At 67.3% G+C, this 16283-nt stretch carries 21 protein-coding genes and 1 pseudogene; 10 read left to right on the plus strand and 12 right to left on the minus strand.

Features of this window, described 5'->3' with window-relative positions:
* Positions 1-8: 8 nt before the first annotated feature.
* Positions 9-761, plus strand: coding sequence for a 4'-phosphopantetheinyl transferase superfamily protein (locus P0Y60_05060; GenBank protein ID WEK62127.1), 753 nt, complete (start codon positions 9-11; stop codon positions 759-761).
* 98 nt (positions 762-859) lie between these two features.
* On the opposite strand, the pseudogene P0Y60_05065 reads toward P0Y60_05060, so the two are convergent.
* A pseudogene (locus P0Y60_05065) lies at positions 860-1078 on the minus strand (IS21 family transposase).
* A gap of 166 nt (positions 1079-1244) precedes the next feature.
* On the opposite strand from P0Y60_05065, the gene P0Y60_05070 reads away from it, so the two are divergent.
* Both P0Y60_05070 and P0Y60_05075 read left to right on the plus strand, forming a co-directional pair.
* The gene (locus P0Y60_05070; GenBank protein WEK62945.1) at positions 1245-1754 is read left to right on the plus strand and encodes a hypothetical protein; all 510 of its coding nucleotides are present in this window, start codon (positions 1245-1247) and stop codon (positions 1752-1754) included.
* Positions 1755-1945: 191 nt separating this feature from the next.
* Positions 1946-2299 (plus strand): hypothetical protein, encoded by a 354-nt coding sequence (locus P0Y60_05075; protein ID WEK62128.1) that lies wholly within the window; start codon positions 1946-1948, stop codon positions 2297-2299.
* A 28-nt stretch (positions 2300-2327) separates the two neighbouring features.
* Here the strand turns inward: P0Y60_05075 and P0Y60_05080 are convergent, their stop codons facing one another.
* Together P0Y60_05080 and P0Y60_05085 are read right to left on the minus strand one after the other, a co-directional pair.
* Positions 2328-3233 (minus strand): VOC family protein, encoded by a 906-nt coding sequence (locus tag P0Y60_05080; GenBank protein ID WEK62129.1) that lies wholly within the window; start codon positions 3231-3233, stop codon positions 2328-2330.
* Positions 3224-3595: a DoxX family protein gene (locus P0Y60_05085; protein WEK62130.1), complete on the minus strand. Its 372-nt coding sequence runs from the start codon at positions 3593-3595 to the stop codon at positions 3224-3226. Before P0Y60_05085 ends, P0Y60_05080 begins: the two co-directional genes overlap by 10 nt.
* A gap of 92 nt (positions 3596-3687) precedes the next feature.
* Here P0Y60_05085 and P0Y60_05090 point away from each other — a divergent pair, with 92 nt between their 5' ends.
* From P0Y60_05090 to P0Y60_05100, 3 genes are all read left to right on the plus strand, one after another.
* Positions 3688-4152, plus strand: coding sequence for a MarR family transcriptional regulator (locus tag P0Y60_05090; protein WEK62131.1), 465 nt, complete (start codon positions 3688-3690; stop codon positions 4150-4152).
* 89 nt (positions 4153-4241) lie between these two features.
* Positions 4242-4877: a hypothetical protein gene (locus tag P0Y60_05095; GenBank protein ID WEK62132.1), complete on the plus strand. Its 636-nt coding sequence runs from the start codon at positions 4242-4244 to the stop codon at positions 4875-4877.
* Positions 4874-5395, plus strand: coding sequence for a sigma-70 family RNA polymerase sigma factor (locus tag P0Y60_05100; GenBank protein WEK62133.1), 522 nt, complete (start codon positions 4874-4876; stop codon positions 5393-5395). Before P0Y60_05095 ends, P0Y60_05100 begins: the two co-directional genes overlap by 4 nt.
* A 7-nt stretch (positions 5396-5402) precedes the next feature.
* Here P0Y60_05100 and P0Y60_05105 read toward each other — a convergent pair whose 3' ends face one another.
* On the minus strand, positions 5403-5909 hold the full coding sequence (locus P0Y60_05105) for a hypothetical protein (protein WEK62134.1): 507 nt from the start codon (positions 5907-5909) through the stop codon (positions 5403-5405).
* Positions 5910-6141: 232 nt separating this feature from the next.
* On the opposite strand from P0Y60_05105, the gene P0Y60_05110 reads away from it, so the two are divergent.
* On the plus strand, positions 6142-7158 hold the full coding sequence (locus tag P0Y60_05110; GenBank protein WEK62135.1) for a TerC family protein: 1017 nt from the start codon (positions 6142-6144) through the stop codon (positions 7156-7158).
* A gap of 94 nt (positions 7159-7252) precedes the next feature.
* The gene (locus P0Y60_05115) at positions 7253-8524 is read left to right on the plus strand and encodes a hemolysin family protein (protein ID WEK62136.1); all 1272 of its coding nucleotides are present in this window, start codon (positions 7253-7255) and stop codon (positions 8522-8524) included.
* 137 nt (positions 8525-8661) lie between these two features.
* Here the strand turns inward: P0Y60_05115 and P0Y60_05120 are convergent, their stop codons facing one another.
* From P0Y60_05120 to P0Y60_05145, 6 genes are all read right to left on the minus strand, one after another.
* Positions 8662-9555, minus strand: a complete 894-nt coding sequence (locus P0Y60_05120) for an SDR family NAD(P)-dependent oxidoreductase (protein WEK62137.1) — start codon at positions 9553-9555, stop codon at positions 8662-8664.
* Positions 9556-9604: 49 nt separating this feature from the next.
* Positions 9605-11023 carry a PepSY-associated TM helix domain-containing protein gene (locus P0Y60_05125; protein WEK62859.1) on the minus strand — a complete coding sequence of 473 codons (1419 nt, stop codon included), beginning with the start codon at positions 11021-11023 and terminating at the stop codon, positions 9605-9607.
* A gap of 38 nt (positions 11024-11061) precedes the next feature.
* Positions 11062-12303, minus strand: a complete 1242-nt coding sequence (locus P0Y60_05130) for a Dyp-type peroxidase (protein ID WEK62138.1) — start codon at positions 12301-12303, stop codon at positions 11062-11064.
* Positions 12303-12839, minus strand: a complete 537-nt coding sequence (locus P0Y60_05135; protein WEK62139.1) for a copper chaperone PCu(A)C — start codon at positions 12837-12839, stop codon at positions 12303-12305. The genes P0Y60_05130 and P0Y60_05135 overlap by 1 nt, the downstream gene beginning before the upstream one ends.
* Positions 12840-12850: 11 nt before the next feature.
* Positions 12851-13465, minus strand: coding sequence for a copper resistance protein CopC (locus P0Y60_05140; GenBank protein WEK62140.1), 615 nt, complete (start codon positions 13463-13465; stop codon positions 12851-12853).
* Between the two features lie 118 nt (positions 13466-13583).
* A complete protein-coding gene (locus P0Y60_05145; GenBank protein WEK62141.1) occupies positions 13584-14204 on the minus strand; it encodes a hypothetical protein in 621 nt (206 codons plus the stop codon).
* Positions 14205-14240: 36 nt separating this feature from the next.
* On the opposite strand from P0Y60_05145, the gene P0Y60_05150 reads away from it, so the two are divergent.
* Both P0Y60_05150 and P0Y60_05155 read left to right on the plus strand, forming a co-directional pair.
* Complete coding sequence (locus P0Y60_05150; GenBank protein ID WEK62142.1) at positions 14241-14660, plus strand: hypothetical protein; 420 nt, start codon at positions 14241-14243, stop codon at positions 14658-14660.
* Positions 14657-15067 (plus strand): arsenate reductase ArsC, encoded by a 411-nt coding sequence (locus P0Y60_05155; GenBank protein WEK62143.1) that lies wholly within the window; start codon positions 14657-14659, stop codon positions 15065-15067. The genes P0Y60_05150 and P0Y60_05155 overlap by 4 nt, the downstream gene beginning before the upstream one ends.
* A gap of 6 nt (positions 15068-15073) precedes the next feature.
* Here P0Y60_05155 and P0Y60_05160 read toward each other — a convergent pair whose 3' ends face one another.
* Together P0Y60_05160 and P0Y60_05165 are read right to left on the minus strand one after the other, a co-directional pair.
* Positions 15074-15826: a cation transporter gene (locus P0Y60_05160; protein ID WEK62144.1), complete on the minus strand. Its 753-nt coding sequence runs from the start codon at positions 15824-15826 to the stop codon at positions 15074-15076.
* Positions 15796-16131, minus strand: coding sequence for a metalloregulator ArsR/SmtB family transcription factor (locus tag P0Y60_05165; protein ID WEK62145.1), 336 nt, complete (start codon positions 16129-16131; stop codon positions 15796-15798). The genes P0Y60_05160 and P0Y60_05165 overlap by 31 nt, the downstream gene beginning before the upstream one ends.
* Between the last annotated feature and the right edge of the window lie 152 nt (positions 16132-16283).

Here is a 16283-nt window from a genome sequence, read left to right on the forward strand (position 1 = left end):
AGCTTCGGGTGGGTGGCAGCGAGCAAGTCGTCCTGCTTGAGCAACGGATTCGTCTCGGCGTTGACGAGCTCGAGGTTTTCCCGGAGGAATGGGCGATGTCCGTGCGCATGCGTCAAGCTCGGGCGCAGGAGTTCCTCACCGCCCGAGACCTCGCCCACCGTGCTGCTTCGTTGATCGGCCTTCCGCCGCGCCCCATTCTTCGTCGAGCGGACGGTGCGCCTGTCTGGCCAGAAGACCGCGCGGGGAGCATTACCCACACCCAGTCATACATCGCGGTGATGCTGGGACACGCTGAGTCGATCGGTGCCATCGGATTCGATGCCGAGGCGAACGTTCCCCTGGGTGCGAAGGTACGTGAGCTACTCCTTCATGAGACCGAGCTCAAGCACATCGAAGCGCTGTACGCCACGAGGCCAGAGGTCGCGTGGGACACGGTGATTCACTCAGTCAAGGAAACTGTATTCAAACTCGACAGCAGTCGCTCACGAGGATGGCTCGATCCGCACGACGTCTCGGTCATGCTGCTACCGGCAGCGTCGGCATTCTGTGCAACCTTTCGGGGTCGCGACGTGTATGGGGCCATGAGCCTGTCAAGATCTCTCATCCGCACCTGGATCGTCGATGACGATCGCGACTCCGGTCGAGAAGCAGGGAGTTCGACCAGGGGAGGCGTCGCGAGCTGTGAACTTCAGGCCCTGCCCGTGCCAATTGCCTACGAGCGACGTGGAGTTGAATGTGACTACTCCAAAGCCGCGTTGTGAGCACTCAGGCAGCTCTGACGTGGAGAGACATGAATCTGTGGCCAAGCCAAACTCGGCGCTGGCCGCAAGTATCGATACAGGTCCCCGGGCAGCTACTTCACCGCCTGTCCGAGGTTGTCGTAGTTGATCTGCATCGAGGGGACCCCGCGCAACTCCTCGAACGCGGTGACATGCCCCGCGAGGAACGCTTCCTGCGACAACGTCGGATCGACCCGATGAATTGCCTTCCCCGAGTGATCCACCCGGAACACGAAGATGAAGACCTTGGTGCGCACCCCGGCGAGGCCGATCCAGAACTCGCCGAAATCAACCTCCGCACGTATGAGATCAGGCGATTTGCAATCGCCAGCCCGGTTTCGGCCAGTTCCGCCAGCGCACGTACGGACCCGAAACCTTGCCTCGAAGAGGTTCCTGGACGAACGAAATGACTTGATCCTGAGGCTAAGTTCAGCGGTGACAGGCGGTCGTGTCTTGGGATAGCCCGTGCGTGCGACCGCGAAGGTGATGGTGGTCGCGTACTCGATCGGCGCCGCCCTCTTCCAGACCACTCTCTTCTTGTGTGACCGGCCCCGAGATTCGGGAGGGTTGACGGCGAAAGGGCGCGAGCGTGACCGACGCGAAGCTCGCCGCCGATGGGACGACCGCATTCTCGAGAAGAGCGCTCGACTCATTCAGCTAGCCGAGGAAGCCACGAGCATTGCGATCGGTGTCATCACCGAGCTGGAATCCTCCGAAGATCTGAAACCGGTGGTCCGGGAGATGGACAACACTGCGTCCTACCTTTCGCTCGTGGTGACGGACGACCTGCGAATGCAGCTGGGCGAGGTCGTCATGGCGGCATTCGCCTGCCTACACAAGAGTGAGGACGACCTGGAACGCGCATATAAAGTGCTCTCAGATTCCAGCAACGCTTACGACGCTGCTGTGCGCAAGCACTTCGGGCTCACCACCGGCAAGAAGAGACCGGCTCGCGTCAACCGCTCAAACACGTAGTGAGAGGTTTGGCACACGACAGGACTGCTGACGCACGACGCGTCACTCGCCGAATGGAGGAGACTCGCGCCACCGCGAGGCTTCGTGGATGTCAGCCCCAGACTCGTTGTCAAAAACTACAGACTTGATGTCATCGGACAGCGGTGGAACCAGCTCGACGCGCACGTGCACCCCGGGAGTAGGCTCTCCGCATGTCTGCAGGCGAGGATCTTCTGGACGCGGTCGCGAGGCACGACGTGGCCGAGGTCACACGACTGCTCACGTCCGGCGCCGACCCGAACCATCGGATCGACCCCGGCGAGACGCTCCCGGAGTGGCAGCCCAACACGCCGCTCCGCATGGTCGTCTTCCGCATCTCCGACTCGTTGCTGGACGACGAGGATCTCGCCGACTTCGAGGCGATCGCCGAGCTTCTCCTCCTGAGCGGCGCTGACCCAAATCCGGCGCGTGCACTCGCCGAACTCCGCTATGGACCGTTCGACCCGAGCGCTGACACTGACCCGTTCCGACGCGTCGTGAGTGTCGTCGTCACAGCGGCATCCTGACTTCTGGTCGATCGCGGCAGTTGCATGCCTATCGACTCGAGATGACCAACCGCGTGCCCCACGGGTCGTCGATGTGCAGCGAGCGTCCGTCGTCGGCACCGTCGTTCCCGTGACCCCGGAGGCGTTCAGTCATCGCCTCGACATCGTCGCGCGTCGGCACCAGGATGCGCACGTCTCCGAGTCCGAGTGAGGCGGCGCGGGGCCCTGCGCCCGCGCTCTGCCACGTGTTCATGCCGATGTGGTGGTGGTACCCGCCGGCTGACACGAACAGCGCCGAGCCCAGGTCGGCGGTGATGTCGAGCCCGAGGATGTCGACGTAGAACCGCTTCGCCGTCGGGATATCGCCCACCTGCAGGTGCACGTGGCCGATCGCCGCCGTGTCACCCGCGCTGGCGGCATCCTCGTCGAGCCACTGATGAAGGAACGCGTTCGGGTCCAGCGGGAGGGAGTCCATCTTGACGCCTCCGCCGGGGAGCAGCTGCCACTGCTCGCGTGGCCGGTCGTGATAGAGCTCGAGGCCGTTGCCTTCGGGGTCGGTGAAGTAGAACGCCTCGCTGACGAGGTGGTCGGCAGAACCCGTGAACGTCTGCGGCACACGCTGTGCCATCTGGAAGAGGGAGGATGCGAGCTGCTGCGGATCCTGGAACAGGATCGCCGTGTGATAGAGCCCGGCCCCGCGCGGGTTCGCGGTGGGGAGGTCTCGCTCTTGGCGCAGCGTCATGATCTTCTGTGTGCCGCGTCCGAGCACCGCAGAAGCACCGGACTGTTCGAGGACGTCGAGGGTGACGGCATCGCGATAGTACGAGGTCATGGCGTCGAGGTCGCGGACGAGCAGCTCGACGGTGTCCATCTGCGTGCCGTCGGGAGCCGCCCCGGCCGTCGCGCTCGGTGATGTGCGCCAGGCGCCGGCCGCAGCCGCCGGAGTCATGCCCATGATGCGAATCCGAGCCAGGCGACCGCGATGGCGAGCACCAGCAGCACGATGTTCACCGCGAGCGTCGTGACCTCGCGGCGAACGACATGGGTGACGATCGCGCCGACCTGGAGCAGGATCAGTCCAACCGCGGCGAGCGGGGCCAGGATCGTGGCGATGCCGGTGAGCGGAGGCAGGATCAGTCCGATCGCACCGAGCACCTCGAGGATGCCGATGGCCTTCACGGTCCACAGAGGGAAGTCGGGCGCCCAGGTCAGGCCGGATTCGGCGAGCGTCGCCGGTGGGCGGGCGATCTTGATCGCACCGACGCCGAGGTAGGCGAGTGCGAGGAGCCCCGCCGCGATCCAATATGCGATCAACATCGTGATCCCTTTCTGAGCCCCGCCATCTGCGGGCAGATTAGTTGTTGCTTCAACTAACGTACGCTGGTCGCATGGCATTCCAGGTTCCGAGAATGGATGAGCACGAATCGCGGGCCTGGCTCGGCCTGGTGGCGGTCACGCAGTTGCTCCCGACCGCTCTGGACTCGCAGCTGCAGCGCGACGCCCACCTGACGCACTTCGAGTTCATGGTGCTGACGGCACTCCGCTTCGCGCCCGAGAGCACTCTGCGCATGACCGCGCTCGCCGACGCCACCAACGCGTCCCTGACGCGGCTCTCGCACGTCTGCACGCGGCTGGAGAAGCGCGGGATCGTCGAGCGCACTCGGTCTGCCGACGACCGACGGGTGACGGACGTCCAGCTCGCCACCGAGGGCCGGCGCATGTTGATCCGGGCCATGCCGGGGCACATCGAGACCGCGCGACACCTCGTGATCGACGCGCTCACCCCCGCGCAGCGGGACGCGCTGGCTGACATCGCCGAGACGATCATCGATCGGCTGTCGGGCGCCGAGGTGAGCGCACCGCCGCACGGCTGACACCGTCGCATTCCCGAATCTCCGCTGCATGCAACGTTCTCTCCTCTGCCGGCCATGTTCTTGATGAGCCACGATGGATGGGGAGCACCATGAACGATCACGAACTCGATGAGCGGTTGCGTCGCGCCGATCCGGCCGGCCCCGTGCCGGAGGCGCTCGACGCGACGATGGATCGATTGGTCGCGCAGCCGCTCGCCGGCCGCCCGCGTCGACGCTGGCGCCCCATCGTGGCGGTCGGCGGCACTCTGGTGCTGGTCGGAGCGCTTGCGGCGGCCACCGATATCGATAGCTTTCTGCTCTCTGTGCCTCCGTTCGCGGGCCTCGAGTACGGAGCCGACTTCCGTCCTGCATCCGGTCTGCCTTTCGTTCCGACAGAAGGACAGGATCGCGGCGAGCAGTGCAGGCTGTACGTGGATCTGGGAGGCCTCACCGACGAGCAGCGTACGGCGGTCGGCGACTATTGGGCGTCAGCGGATCCGGCGGTGTTCGCCGCCGCTGTGCAGGAGCGAAAGCAGAACCCTCGAGAGGAGGACATCGGCTACCCCGAGTCGATCGAGTCCTGGGCGGTGGTCGAGCAGAGCCTGGTCGTTCTCGATCAGGTGGTTCCTGGCATCGCGTGGGGTGCCGCCACCCCGGGGGAGTCCTTCGAGCCGGGCGATCCGCACCTGGCTTCCGTGACCCAGCTTTGTCGTGACGATCTCGACGGTATCGAGCCCACGGAATGATGTCATATCTGCGCGCCTCGGTTCCGCACATCACTGCCGACGCCGAACGGATCGAGCACGTGGTTCGACGCGAAGCCCCGGCGTTGCTGGCGTACTTCGAACGCAGGAGCTCTCCGCAGGACGCTGCTGATCTGCTGGGCGAGACGCTGCTCATTGCCTGGAGACGGGTGTCGGCCGTGCCCACCGATGACCAGGAGGCTCGCATGTGGCTCTTCGGGGTCGCCCGTCGAGTGCTCATGACGAGTCGACGAAGCGGAGTGCGACGCCAAGCGTTGGCGGAACGTCTGCGGGAAGAGGCTCTGACGCGTCCTGCGTCGACAGCACCTCAGGACGACGGTCTGCGGGAGGCTCTCGCCGACCTCGACGCCCTCGATGCAGAGATCATCCGCTTGCTCCACTGGGACGGATTCGGCCTCGGTGAGATCGCACAGCACCTCGGCAAACCTGCGGGCACGATCCGCAGCCGCTACAGCCGCGCGCGAGCGGTCCTGCGCGCGGCGTTGGAAGATGAGCGGTAGCAGTGACCTAGCCGTGCGCGAGCACCTGCAGGCCGATCACGGCCAACCCCAGCGCGGCCTCGGCGCCGAGCGCGATGAGTCGCTGGATCCAGGTCAGCGGGATGCGGCGCACCGCGACCCAGCCGATCACGATCAGGGAGACGAGCAGCGCGATGGCGCTCGCGCGCAGGGCCGCCCCGGTGCTCCAAACGCCCAAGGCGGCGACGCCGAGGAAGATGAACGGCAGAACCACGGTGCTGAGCGCCCCGAAGCTCGACCCGACGGCGTGACGCAGCTCGGTGCGGGTGAACAGGCGTCCGTGCACCACCAGGTGCGAGACGAGATCGGCCGTGAACACCGCGAGCAGCGTGCCGAGAACCGTGACGATCAACGTCGTGGCGGACTGCCCGGCCGTCGGGTGGCCGTGGCTGGAGAGGGTGATCACGACCGCGAGCGCGGCGAACGTGAGGTAGATGCGCTCCTTCAGATGTGCGGCGCGCGCCGCGCGTTCGGCATCGTCGATCTCTGCAGCCATGTCGGTCTCCGCTCTGTGGGGCGGATCCAGCGTAATCGGGTGGAGTCCGCTCACACCCCGTTGGCAGCGAGCACCCCTCCCGATCCCGTACACTGGAGATCCCAAGGGGAGTACTCCGACACGGTGGGTTCGTCATTACGGATGCAATCGCATCCCGGTTCACCGGTTCCTGATCTCAGGAATGGAGAAGACTTTGGCGCTGCTACTGCATACGCCGACTCTGGAGCCCTCCTTGGACATCACCCCCCTCATCTGGATCATCACGATCGCCGTCACGATCGCGTTCTTCGTGTACGAGTTCTTCGCGCACGTGCGTACGCCGCACGAGCCGACCATCGCCGAATCGGCACGGTGGTCGATCTTCTACATCAGCCTCGCGCTGCTGTTCGGCGTCGGAATCGGCGTATTCTCCGGCTGGACGTTCGGCGGTGAGTACTTCGCGGGCTACCTGACCGAGAAGGCGCTGTCGATCGACAACCTCTTCGTGTTCCTGATCGTGATGACCGGGTTCGCCGTGCCCAAGATCTATCAGCAGAAGGTGCTGATGATCGGCATCGTGATCGCGCTGATCCTGCGCGGAATCTTCATCGCGGTCGGCGCGACCCTGATCGAGAACTTCTCCTGGATCTTCTACCTGTTCGGTGCGCTGCTGCTGGTGCTCGCCTACCGTCAGGCCTTCAGCAACCACGAGAGCAACCCCGCCAACGGCCGGTTCATGACCTTCGTGCGTCGCCACCTGCCCGTCAGCGACGAGTACAACAACGACCGTCTGACGGTCGTCAAGAACGGCAAGCGCTTCGTCACCCCGATGCTGCTGACGATCATCGCGATCGGCTTCATCGACCTCGTCTTCGCGGTCGACTCGATCCCCGCGATCTACGGCCTGACCGACGAGGCGTACATCGTGTTCACTGCGAACGCCTTCGCGCTGATGGGTCTGCGGCAGCTGTACTTCCTCATCGGCGGGCTGCTCGAGCGCCTCGTGTACCTGGCTCAGGGCCTCGCCGTCATCCTCGCGTTCATCGGTGTGAAGCTCGTCTTCCACGCTCTGCACGTCAACGAGCTGCCGTTCGTCAACGGCGGTGAGCCGGTGCTGTGGGCCCCTGAGATCCCGATCTGGTTCTCGCTGCTCTTCATCGGCGCGACCATCGCGGTCGCCACTGTCGCCAGCCTCGTCAAGACGCGCAACGACCCCAAGCCCCTTCCTTCCGACACCATCGCAACACCGACCAACAAGGAGCACTCTTGAGCGCGCAGCGCTGTTCTGACTCTTCGGACTCTGACAGTACGAGCGTCCGGTTCACCCCGGACGCTCACCCCTCGACAGACAGGAACGCCCGCTGATGGGCGACCTGTTCTGGAACATCGGTCTCGTCTTCGCGTTCGTCCTGATCGGCGGTGTGTTCGCCGCCACCGAGATGGCTCTGGTCACGCTGCGTGAGAGTCAGATCACCGCGATCGGCCAGCGTGGTCGCCGCGGGGCGAAGGTCGCGGCTCTCGCCCGTAACCCCAACACCTTCCTCTCGGCTGTGCAGATCGGTGTGACGGTGGCGGGTTTCGCCTCCGCCGCCTATGGTGCGACGTCGATCGCTCCGTCACTGGCGCCGTTGCTCGAATCCTGGGGAGCGGCTCCGGCACTGGCCCTGACGATCGCGACGCTCGTGTTGACCCTGATCATCGCCTACCTGTCGCTCGTGCTCGGCGAGCTCGTTCCGAAGCGTCTCGCGATCCAGCGCAACGCGCAGTTCGCATACGCCGTCGCGCCCGCCCTCAACGGTTTCGCGACGGTCATGCGGCCGGTGATCTGGCTGCTCTCCGTGTCGACGAACGCTCTCGTGAGGCTGCTGGGTGGAGACCCGCACAAGACGTCGGATGAGATGACCGATGAAGAGGTGCGTGAGATCGTCGCGAGCCATCAGGGACTGCCCGACGATGAGCGACGCATCCTCGACGACGTGCTCTCGCTTCGTGGTCGACAGATCAGCGAGGTCATGCGTCCGCGGCCCGAGGTGGTCGCCCTCGACGAGACGTCGAGCGTCGGCGACGCGATGGCACAGGTGCGGGAGCTGCCCTTCTCGCGCTACCCCGTGTCGGACAAGTCGATCGACGACATCACGGGCTTCGTGCACGTGCGCGACCTCTTCGAGACGGCCGCGACCGACCCGGACCGTGCGCTCGCCTCACTGGTGCGCGCGATCCCGTACATCCCCTCGACCGCTCGCGTGCTGCCGACACTGACCCGGATGCGTGCGGATGGGCATCAGATCGCGGTCGTGGTCGACGAGTACGGCGGCACCGACGGCCTCGTCACCCTCGAGGACCTGGTGGAGGAGGTCGTGGGCGAGATCTTCGACGAGTACGACACCGCGGTGCTGGATGCCCCGGGCGGGGGCGTCGACGGACGGCTCAACCTGCAGGACTTCGAAGAGGCGACGGGCGTCGAATTGCCGCGCGGATCATCCGACACGATCGCCGGCTTCGTGACGGAGCAACTCGGGCGGCTCGCGATCGTCGGCGACACGGTCGAGGTGCCGGGCGCGACGATCCAGGTCGCCGAACTCGACCGTCGTCGCATCGCCCGGGTGCGGGTCACCCCGCGGGCCGAGGCCGACTGAGGTGGGCGGGGCGCAGGTCAGTCGGCCTGCGCCCCGCCGCCGAGTCCTCCCAGTGTGATCATGCTCACATCCTGTCGCCGAGGTCGGACACCGAGGTCGGACACCCGGGCCGGACCCGGGGATCGGCCGCGCGGTGCTCAGTCGGGGAAGGCGACTCCCGTGAGGGATTCCGCCGCCGCCCAGACGTCGGCGCCGGTGGCGGGGGAGCGCACCTGTTCGGATGCCGTCACCGGCGCCGGAGCGCCGCGGAATTCGAGCAACCCTCCCGGGCCCCAGTAGTCCCCGCTTCGGACCTCGTCGGATGTGGCGGCGTGCACGATCGGCAGAGCACCGCCGTTCTTGCCCTGCACCACCACACGCGTCGGCGATGCGAGCGCGCGGACGAGCGCCGAGACCTCCACCGCGCCGGGGCGTGTCGGGGTGAGAGGATCCACGGCATAGCCGGGGTGGGCGCAGATCGCGGAGCGCGACGTGTGTGACCATCGCCGATCGAGTTCGAACGCGAAGGCCATGAGCGCCGCCTTCGAGCGCCCGTACTGGCGGAGGGATGACCCTCGCCACGGCTCCGAGAGCGTGTCGGGCTCGATCCGGGCGAAACGATGGGCCAACGAGCCGACGGCGACGACCCGTGCATCGTCGGCCAATACCGGCGCGAGCTGCGCGAGGAGCGCGAAGTGTCCGAGGAAGTTCGTACCGACCATGAGGTCGAGTCCGTCGCTCGTGCGGGCGGCTCGGTCGGCGGCCTTGACTCCCGCGTTGCAGATGACCGCGTCGAGGCGTTCATCGACCGCGGAGGCCGCCGCGCCGATGCTGTGGAGTGAGCCGAGGTCGAGCGCCAGCACGCGCAGATCCGCGTCGGGCGCCTGTGCGCGGATCGCCGACACCGCGTTCTGCGCCCGCTCCACGGATCGGCACCCCAGCAGCACTCGTGCCCCGCGAACGGCGAGTTGCTCCGCGCACCAGTATCCGATCCCGGCGTTCGCGCCGGTGACGAGGACGGTGCGGCCGAGGAGGTCGGGGGAAGCGGGCATTCCCCCAACCTACGCCCGGCCCACCCGCCCCTTCGTGCCCGCGGGTGGCTCAGTCGACCGGTGAAGCCTGTCGCCGGGACCGTGCCAGCGCGCCGGCGAGCACGCCGACGAGCACATCGATCACGAGGAATCCGAGCAGAGTCCAGCCCACGAGCGGCAGCCACAGCCCGACCAGTACTGCGCCGAGTGCCACCGCGCCACGTCCCCACCAGGGGGCGTCGCGCAGCGCACCGCGCCGCGGCGGGGTGCCCGCGAGGCGCCCGGGATCGCGGGTCGGTCGTCTCTTCCACCACATCAGATACCCGAGCACGACCATGCCGGCGATCGAGCTCGCGATAAGGAACAGCACGATCTGATTGGCGAGCCCGAACATGACTCCCATATGCAGATCGATGCCCCAGCGCGCGAGCTTGGCCGGCAGCGAGTAGTCGGCGAAGTCCACACGGTCGACCACCTGCATCGTGGTGCCGTCGATCGCGACCTGGTCGACCTCCGTCGGGAAGCTGGACTTGATCTCGCGCACGACCCAGGCGGAACCCGGTTCGACTGGAGACCTGATCTCGACGAGTCCGGTGTTGACGTTCGTGCGTCGCGCGATCGCGAGCACCGCATCGAAGGTGGCGGGGTTGGCCGCACCGGTCGGAGCGGATTCCGATCCGTGATGATGCGCGTGCACGTCGGCGGGTGCTTCGGTGTCGTCGCCCAGGGTCGTGGCCAGCTGCGGGTTCTCCCAGCCCAGCGATGATCGCAGGTTAGACACGTTCGTCCCCGCGTACTGCGACCAGGTGATTCCGGTCGCGGAGAGGAACAGTGCGCCGAGGAGCACCCAGATCCCCAGAGACGTGTGCAGTCCGAACAGTCTCCGATAGCCGCGATGGCCCGGGTTCGGGCGCAGGAGGTCTCGCTTCTGGCGTGCTGTGCGGATGCGGATGATCCACAGCGCCAGTCCGGCGAGCGCGACGACCCCCAGCCAGGACGCGGCCACCTCGCTGTACAGACGCCCGAACTCTCCGAGCTGCAGATTCCGGTGCAGGTTGTCGATCCAGGTTCGTAGCGGGAGCGCGCCGCTCGTGCCGTACACCGTGAGATCGCCACGGACCTCCCCGGTCGCCGGGTCGATGAACACCGCCCGGGACTCGCTCGCACCGAGCCCCTCGTCGGCGAACAGGATGCGCGTCGTATCGCCCGGCTCGGGTGCGGGCCGCACCGCCGAGAGTGTGGGCTCATCGCCGATGTGCGCCTCGGCGACAGCGATCTGCTCGGCGAGGGTGAGGGTGGTGTCGGCCGCCGGCGCATGCAGCTCGTGGGCGTAGACGACCTGTTCGAGCTGAGGGGTCAGTGCGTACAGTGCCCCGCTGACGGCGGCGATAAGGATGAACGGACCCACCAGGATTCCGGCGTAGAAGTGGAGCCGCAGCAGGAGCGCACCGAACCACCCGCGGCGGCGGTGCGGGGGAGTCTGCTCCATCCCGGGGGCCGATGCTGGCGCGGCGGATGCGGTGACGGTCATGCGTCGTCCTCCCCCGAGAGCAGGGTCTCGCCGATGAACCCGCCCTCGCGGCATCCCGGCGGTACCGCGAACACCGCCGAACCGATCGGTGTCGTCCACTCGTTGAGCAGGTCGAGTTCATCGAGTCGCCGCTGCATCGGCGTGAATTGACGGGCGACGTCGGCCTGGAAGGAGACGAAGATCAGACCCGACTCCGAGACGCCCACGCCCGACGGCCGTTCGTCGTAGTTGTAGGCGCGGCGGAAGATCTGCACTCCGTCGTCGCCCCGCGCCCGCCGGATGTGCGCGAACTGCGGGATGACGGGGAAGCCGATCGCCGTGTTCGCGGTGAAGTCCGGCTCATCGAACTCCTTCGAGCCGGTCAGCGGTGCCCCGTTCGCGAGGGTGCGCCCGACCGACGCCTCCCGTCCGCTGCGGTCCAGGCGATCCCACTTGTCGAGATCCATCCGGATGCGGCGCACCACGATGCCGGTCCCGCCGGTGAGCCACCCGTCAGCCGACCACACGACCTCGTCGAAGTTCTTCGTGCCCGGTTGCGGGTTCGTGGTGCCGTCGACCTGACCGAACAGGTTGCGCATGGTGGTGCCGGGGCGCTCTGTGCCGTACGCGCGGCGGAAGCCGCTCTGGCTCCAGCGCAGCGTCGCGAAGCTGCGCGAATCCTTCAGCAGCATCCGCGCGGCGTGCGCCACCGTCAGCGGATCGTCACCGGCGATCTGCAGCAGCAGGTCTCCGTCGCCGAACTCCGGCAGCAACCGATCGACCGTGAAGGCGGGGAGCGGTGCGAGCCAGTCCGGAGCCTGAGCTGCCGCGCGGGCGACCAACCTCGGACCGAAGCCGAACGTCACGGTGAGCCGGGCGGGCGAGAGCGCGAGTTCGGGCTCGGAGTCGGCGAGGGCAGGCAGTCCCTGCGTCAAACGCGCAGCATCGTCCGTCAGGATGCGCAGCAGGCGCATCAGTCCGTCGCGGTCAGTCGTATCGAGCAGATCGAGCGCCAGGAACGACCCGTGGGCCTGTGCCGCGGTGTCGACCCCGGCCTGATGAGCCCCGAAGAAGGGCACGGTCGATTCGCCGTTCATGGGCGTGGACGGAGCGGCCGGTGCCGCGTCCGTCCGGGTGAGCGCATAGTCCACACCGATCGCCGCCGCCGCGCCGACGCCGGCGACAGCTCCTCCGAGGAGGAACTGTCGCCGGGTCGACCCGGAGCGGGTGGTGCGGGCGCCCTCAGCGGGCGCCGGCATCAGTGATCCATGCCTTCGTGCTCGTCGCCCGACTCGTAGTTCTCGTTCGCGCCGGAGTAGTCCTTCACGGGGGCCGTGAACTCGTACGTCGAGTCGTCCGAGAAGGTGAGGGTGACCGTGACCTCGTCGCCCGCCTGCAGGGGATGCGTGAGCCCCATGAGCATGATGTGGTTCGCGCCGGGTTCGAGGGCGAACTCGCCTCCGGCCGGGATGACGAATCCTCCCTCGATCTCGCGCATCACCATCTCGCCCGATTCGTTCTCGACGGTCTCATGGAGCTCGACCATGCTCGACGCCTCGGTATCGGCCGAGACCACGGTGATGTCGTCGGAGCCGCTGTTGACCAGAGTGCCGAACGCCGCCGACATGCCGTCATCGGCGGACTTCACCCACGAGTCGTCGATCGTGATCGACTCTCCGGCCGGCACGTCGGACTCGGGGGCGGCGCCCGTCGTCGCGCACCCGGTGAGCGCGAGCAGGGAGACCGCGACGAGCGCGGCATAGCGGGACAGGGACTTCTTGGCAGTGGTGTTCACTGGATGACCTTTCACAGTTGTTCTTCTGCGGCGTCGACATCGTCGGATGCCGCAGGCGCCGTGCGTGCACGGCGGAGGAATCGATAGAGGGCGAAGGCGGCGACGGCGATGGCCGCACCTCCCGCCCCGATGAGCAGCGCGCGGGGCACGCCGCCGGATCCTGATGCGGTCTGGTCCTCGGGTTCCTGCACATCGGCCGGGGCCCCGGCGTCGCCCGTTCCCTGCGTCGCCATCGGCTCGGCATCCCCGATCGTGAACGGGATGACGCCCGAGATCGGATGCCCGTCTTCCGACACGACCTGCCACCGCACCTGGTAGCCGGCCTCCGGCATCGCTGGATCGACGTCGACGGTGACGGTGTTGCCCGTCACCGCGACATCGCCGGCGGACCAGTCGCGACCGTCCTGGTCGACGACGATCACCACGGCGCCCTGACTGGAGTCTCCGAGCGTCAACAGTTCGCCCGAGAACGTCAGGCTGACGTTCTCCGGCGCGGCCTGCAGGCGCTCGTCGACCTCGGGAGTGCTGTGGACGAGCGCGTCGTGAGCGGATGCGGGGGCTGCGGTCGTGAGGACCGCGATCGCCGCCACCACCACCCCCACCGTGATTCGACGGATGGAAGACATGATGAAGAGACCTCTCGACGGACGTCGCGAGGCGACGCCGAACGTGCGTGCGGGAGCGCGTGCGGGGCGGATCCCGCGCGCACAGATCGCCGTCGGCCGGAGGTGCCGAAGGCGTGAATCAGACCGAGAGGGTCCGAGGAGGTGCGCGTCCGCGAAGAGGTGAGAGGAGGGCGGCGTCGTGAGGCGCGTCGAGGCGCGCGGCGCCGAGGAGCGCGCGCACGATGGAATGCGGGCGCGGAGCGAAGACGGCGGCATCGATCCGTCGCTGCAGCCAGACCACGCTCTGCTGTGCGAGTTCGCGCAGGCCGAGCAACAGGCGCTCGCCGCGGTGGAGGGCGATCACGGTGATCGCGGCGGCGAGGGCGTGCCCGAACCACATGGTGCCGTCGGCGACAGCCGCCGCGTCGGCTCCCGCGGTGATGGCGGGCAGCACGACCGGAGCGCCGTGCACGTGCGGTGCGGTGTCCCCCGAGGGTGTGATGGTACCGAGCACGAACAGCACGTGGAACAGGAACTGGCTGATCGCGACCGAGAGCGTGAGCCTCAGGACCGACAGCTTGCGCCCGGCGAGCAGCACGCACACCATGAACGCCAGCACGCCGGGGACCAGGATGCCGAGAGGGCCGGGCATCGCGCCGCCTGCGGAGACGTGACCGGCCAGCGCGACGAAGATCGCGACGCTCGACGCCGCGAACCCGCGCAGGACCGCGGGCCTCCTGGACTGGTGCACGATCCTCATTCTGTCAGGCTCCCAGCGGGTCGATAGAATCCGAGCATGCGGATCCGCCCGATCGATCTGGTCGACGTCCTGGTGTATCTCGTGGTTCTCGGGGTGTTCAGCCAGCTGTTCCCCGCCGTGATCTCCGAGACGTTCCTGCTGTCGCTGTTGACGGCGATCCTGCTCAAGCTCGTGCTCGAGGTCGTCGTCCGTGTGAAGTCCGCAGCCGTGGCGCGGATCCGCACCGAGGGGAGCGTCGCGCCTCGCTTGATCGGCGTGGTCGTGCTGCTTCTCGTGATGCCCGGGAGCAAGTTCCTGGTGCTGGAGCTCGTCGCCCTCGCCTTCGGTGATGCGGTGCAGCTCGGAGGCTTCTTCCTCGTCACTCTCCTCATCGTGGTGCTGATGCTGTCGCGCGGCATCGTGCGTCGCCTGCTCGCTCCCGCCGATCCACCGAAGACCACTGCGGAGTCCTCATGAAAAGTGCGTCCACACCGTCGGTCCTCTTCGTCTGCGTGCACAACGCCGGGCGCTCGCAGATGGCCGCGGGTTTCCTCCGCGAGATCGCCGGGGATCGCATCGCGGTGCGCTCGGCCGGTTCGATGCCGGCGGAGCAGATCAACCCGGTCGCGGTCGCAGCCATGGCGGAGCTGGGCATCGACATCACCTCCGAGCAGCCGAAGGTACTGACCACCGAGGCCGTGCAAGCGTCCGACGTGGTGATCACCATGGGGTGCGGTGACGCGTGCCCGTTCTTCCCCGGCAAGCGCTACGAGGACTGGGTGCTCGACGATCCGGCCGGTCAGGGCCTCGACGCGGTGCGCCCCATCCGTGACGACATCCGCGCGCGGATCGAGTCGTTGGTCGCGGAGCTCGTCGGCGCCTAGCTCGCGTCAGTGCCGGTGGGCGTGCCCATCGTGGTCGTGGTCGTGGTCGTGGTCGTGGTCGTGGTCGTGGTCGTGGTCGTGGTCGTCGTGCTCGTCTTCGAGGAGCATCCCCACCGAGGTCGCGCAGGCGTCGCCCTTCCACGCCTCCAGCCCCTCGCGGATGGCGAAGGCCGCGATGACCAGGCCGGCGACGGCATCCGCCCACCACCAGCCGAGCAGGCTGTTCGCGACGAGTCCGACCAGCACGGCGGCCGAGAGGTACGTGCAGATCAACGTCTGCTTCGAGTCGGCGACGGCGGTCGCCGAGCCGATCTCGCGGCCGGCCCGGCGCTCGGCGAGTGAAAGGAAGGGCATCACGGCCACGCTGATCGCGGTCAAGACGATGCCCACAGTGCTGTGCTCGGGCCGTTCGGCCGTGATCAGCGACGACACCGAGGTGACCGTGACGTAGATCGCGAGGGCGAAGAAGGCGACGGCGATCACCCGCAGCGTCGGCTTCTCCCAGCGCTCCGGATCGCGGCGGGTGAACTGCCAGGCCACGGCCCCGGCGGAGAGCACCTCGATGGTCGAGTCGAGACCGAATCCGACCAGCGCGGCCGAGGAGGCGATCGTGCCGGCCGAGATCGCGATGACGGCTTCGATCAGGTTGTAGCCGATCGTGATCGCGACGATCAGGCGGATGCGGCGGTGCAGGGTCTCTCGCCGGGCGGGGGTGAGCGTGGTCGACATCAGCAGGTGCATCCATCGCCGCTGCAGCATCCGGGTTCGACGATCAGCACCACGCGCAGCAGTTCTCTCAGCGCGGGCGCGAGGTGTTCGTCGGCCAGGTGATAGACGCTGCGGCGCCCGTCGGGGATGCTCTCGACCAGTCCGCATCCGCGCAGGCACGCGAGGTGGTTCGACATGATCTGGCGGGAGACGCCGAGCGACTCGGCGAGCTCGGCCGGATATGACGGAGCGTCGCGGAGGGCGAGCAGGATGCCGGCCCTGGTCGGGTCGGAGAGCGCGTGCCCGAGACGGGACAGGGCGGCCGTGTGCGTCAGGGAGGCGGAGAGAGTGCTCACATCTGAATAGTACACAAAAATCTGAATTCAGAACATTCTGTACTCCGTGGCGACGTCGTGACAGATGTCATCGAGATGGATGACGGGGGCGCACTTCTGCGGCATCCGACCGGCTGATGTGCTGAAGAGATACCCCCGGCACGGCAGCAGTC

This window comes from Candidatus Microbacterium colombiense (assembly GCA_029203165.1).
GTDB lineage: Bacteria > Actinomycetota > Actinomycetes > Actinomycetales > Microbacteriaceae > Microbacterium > Microbacterium colombiense.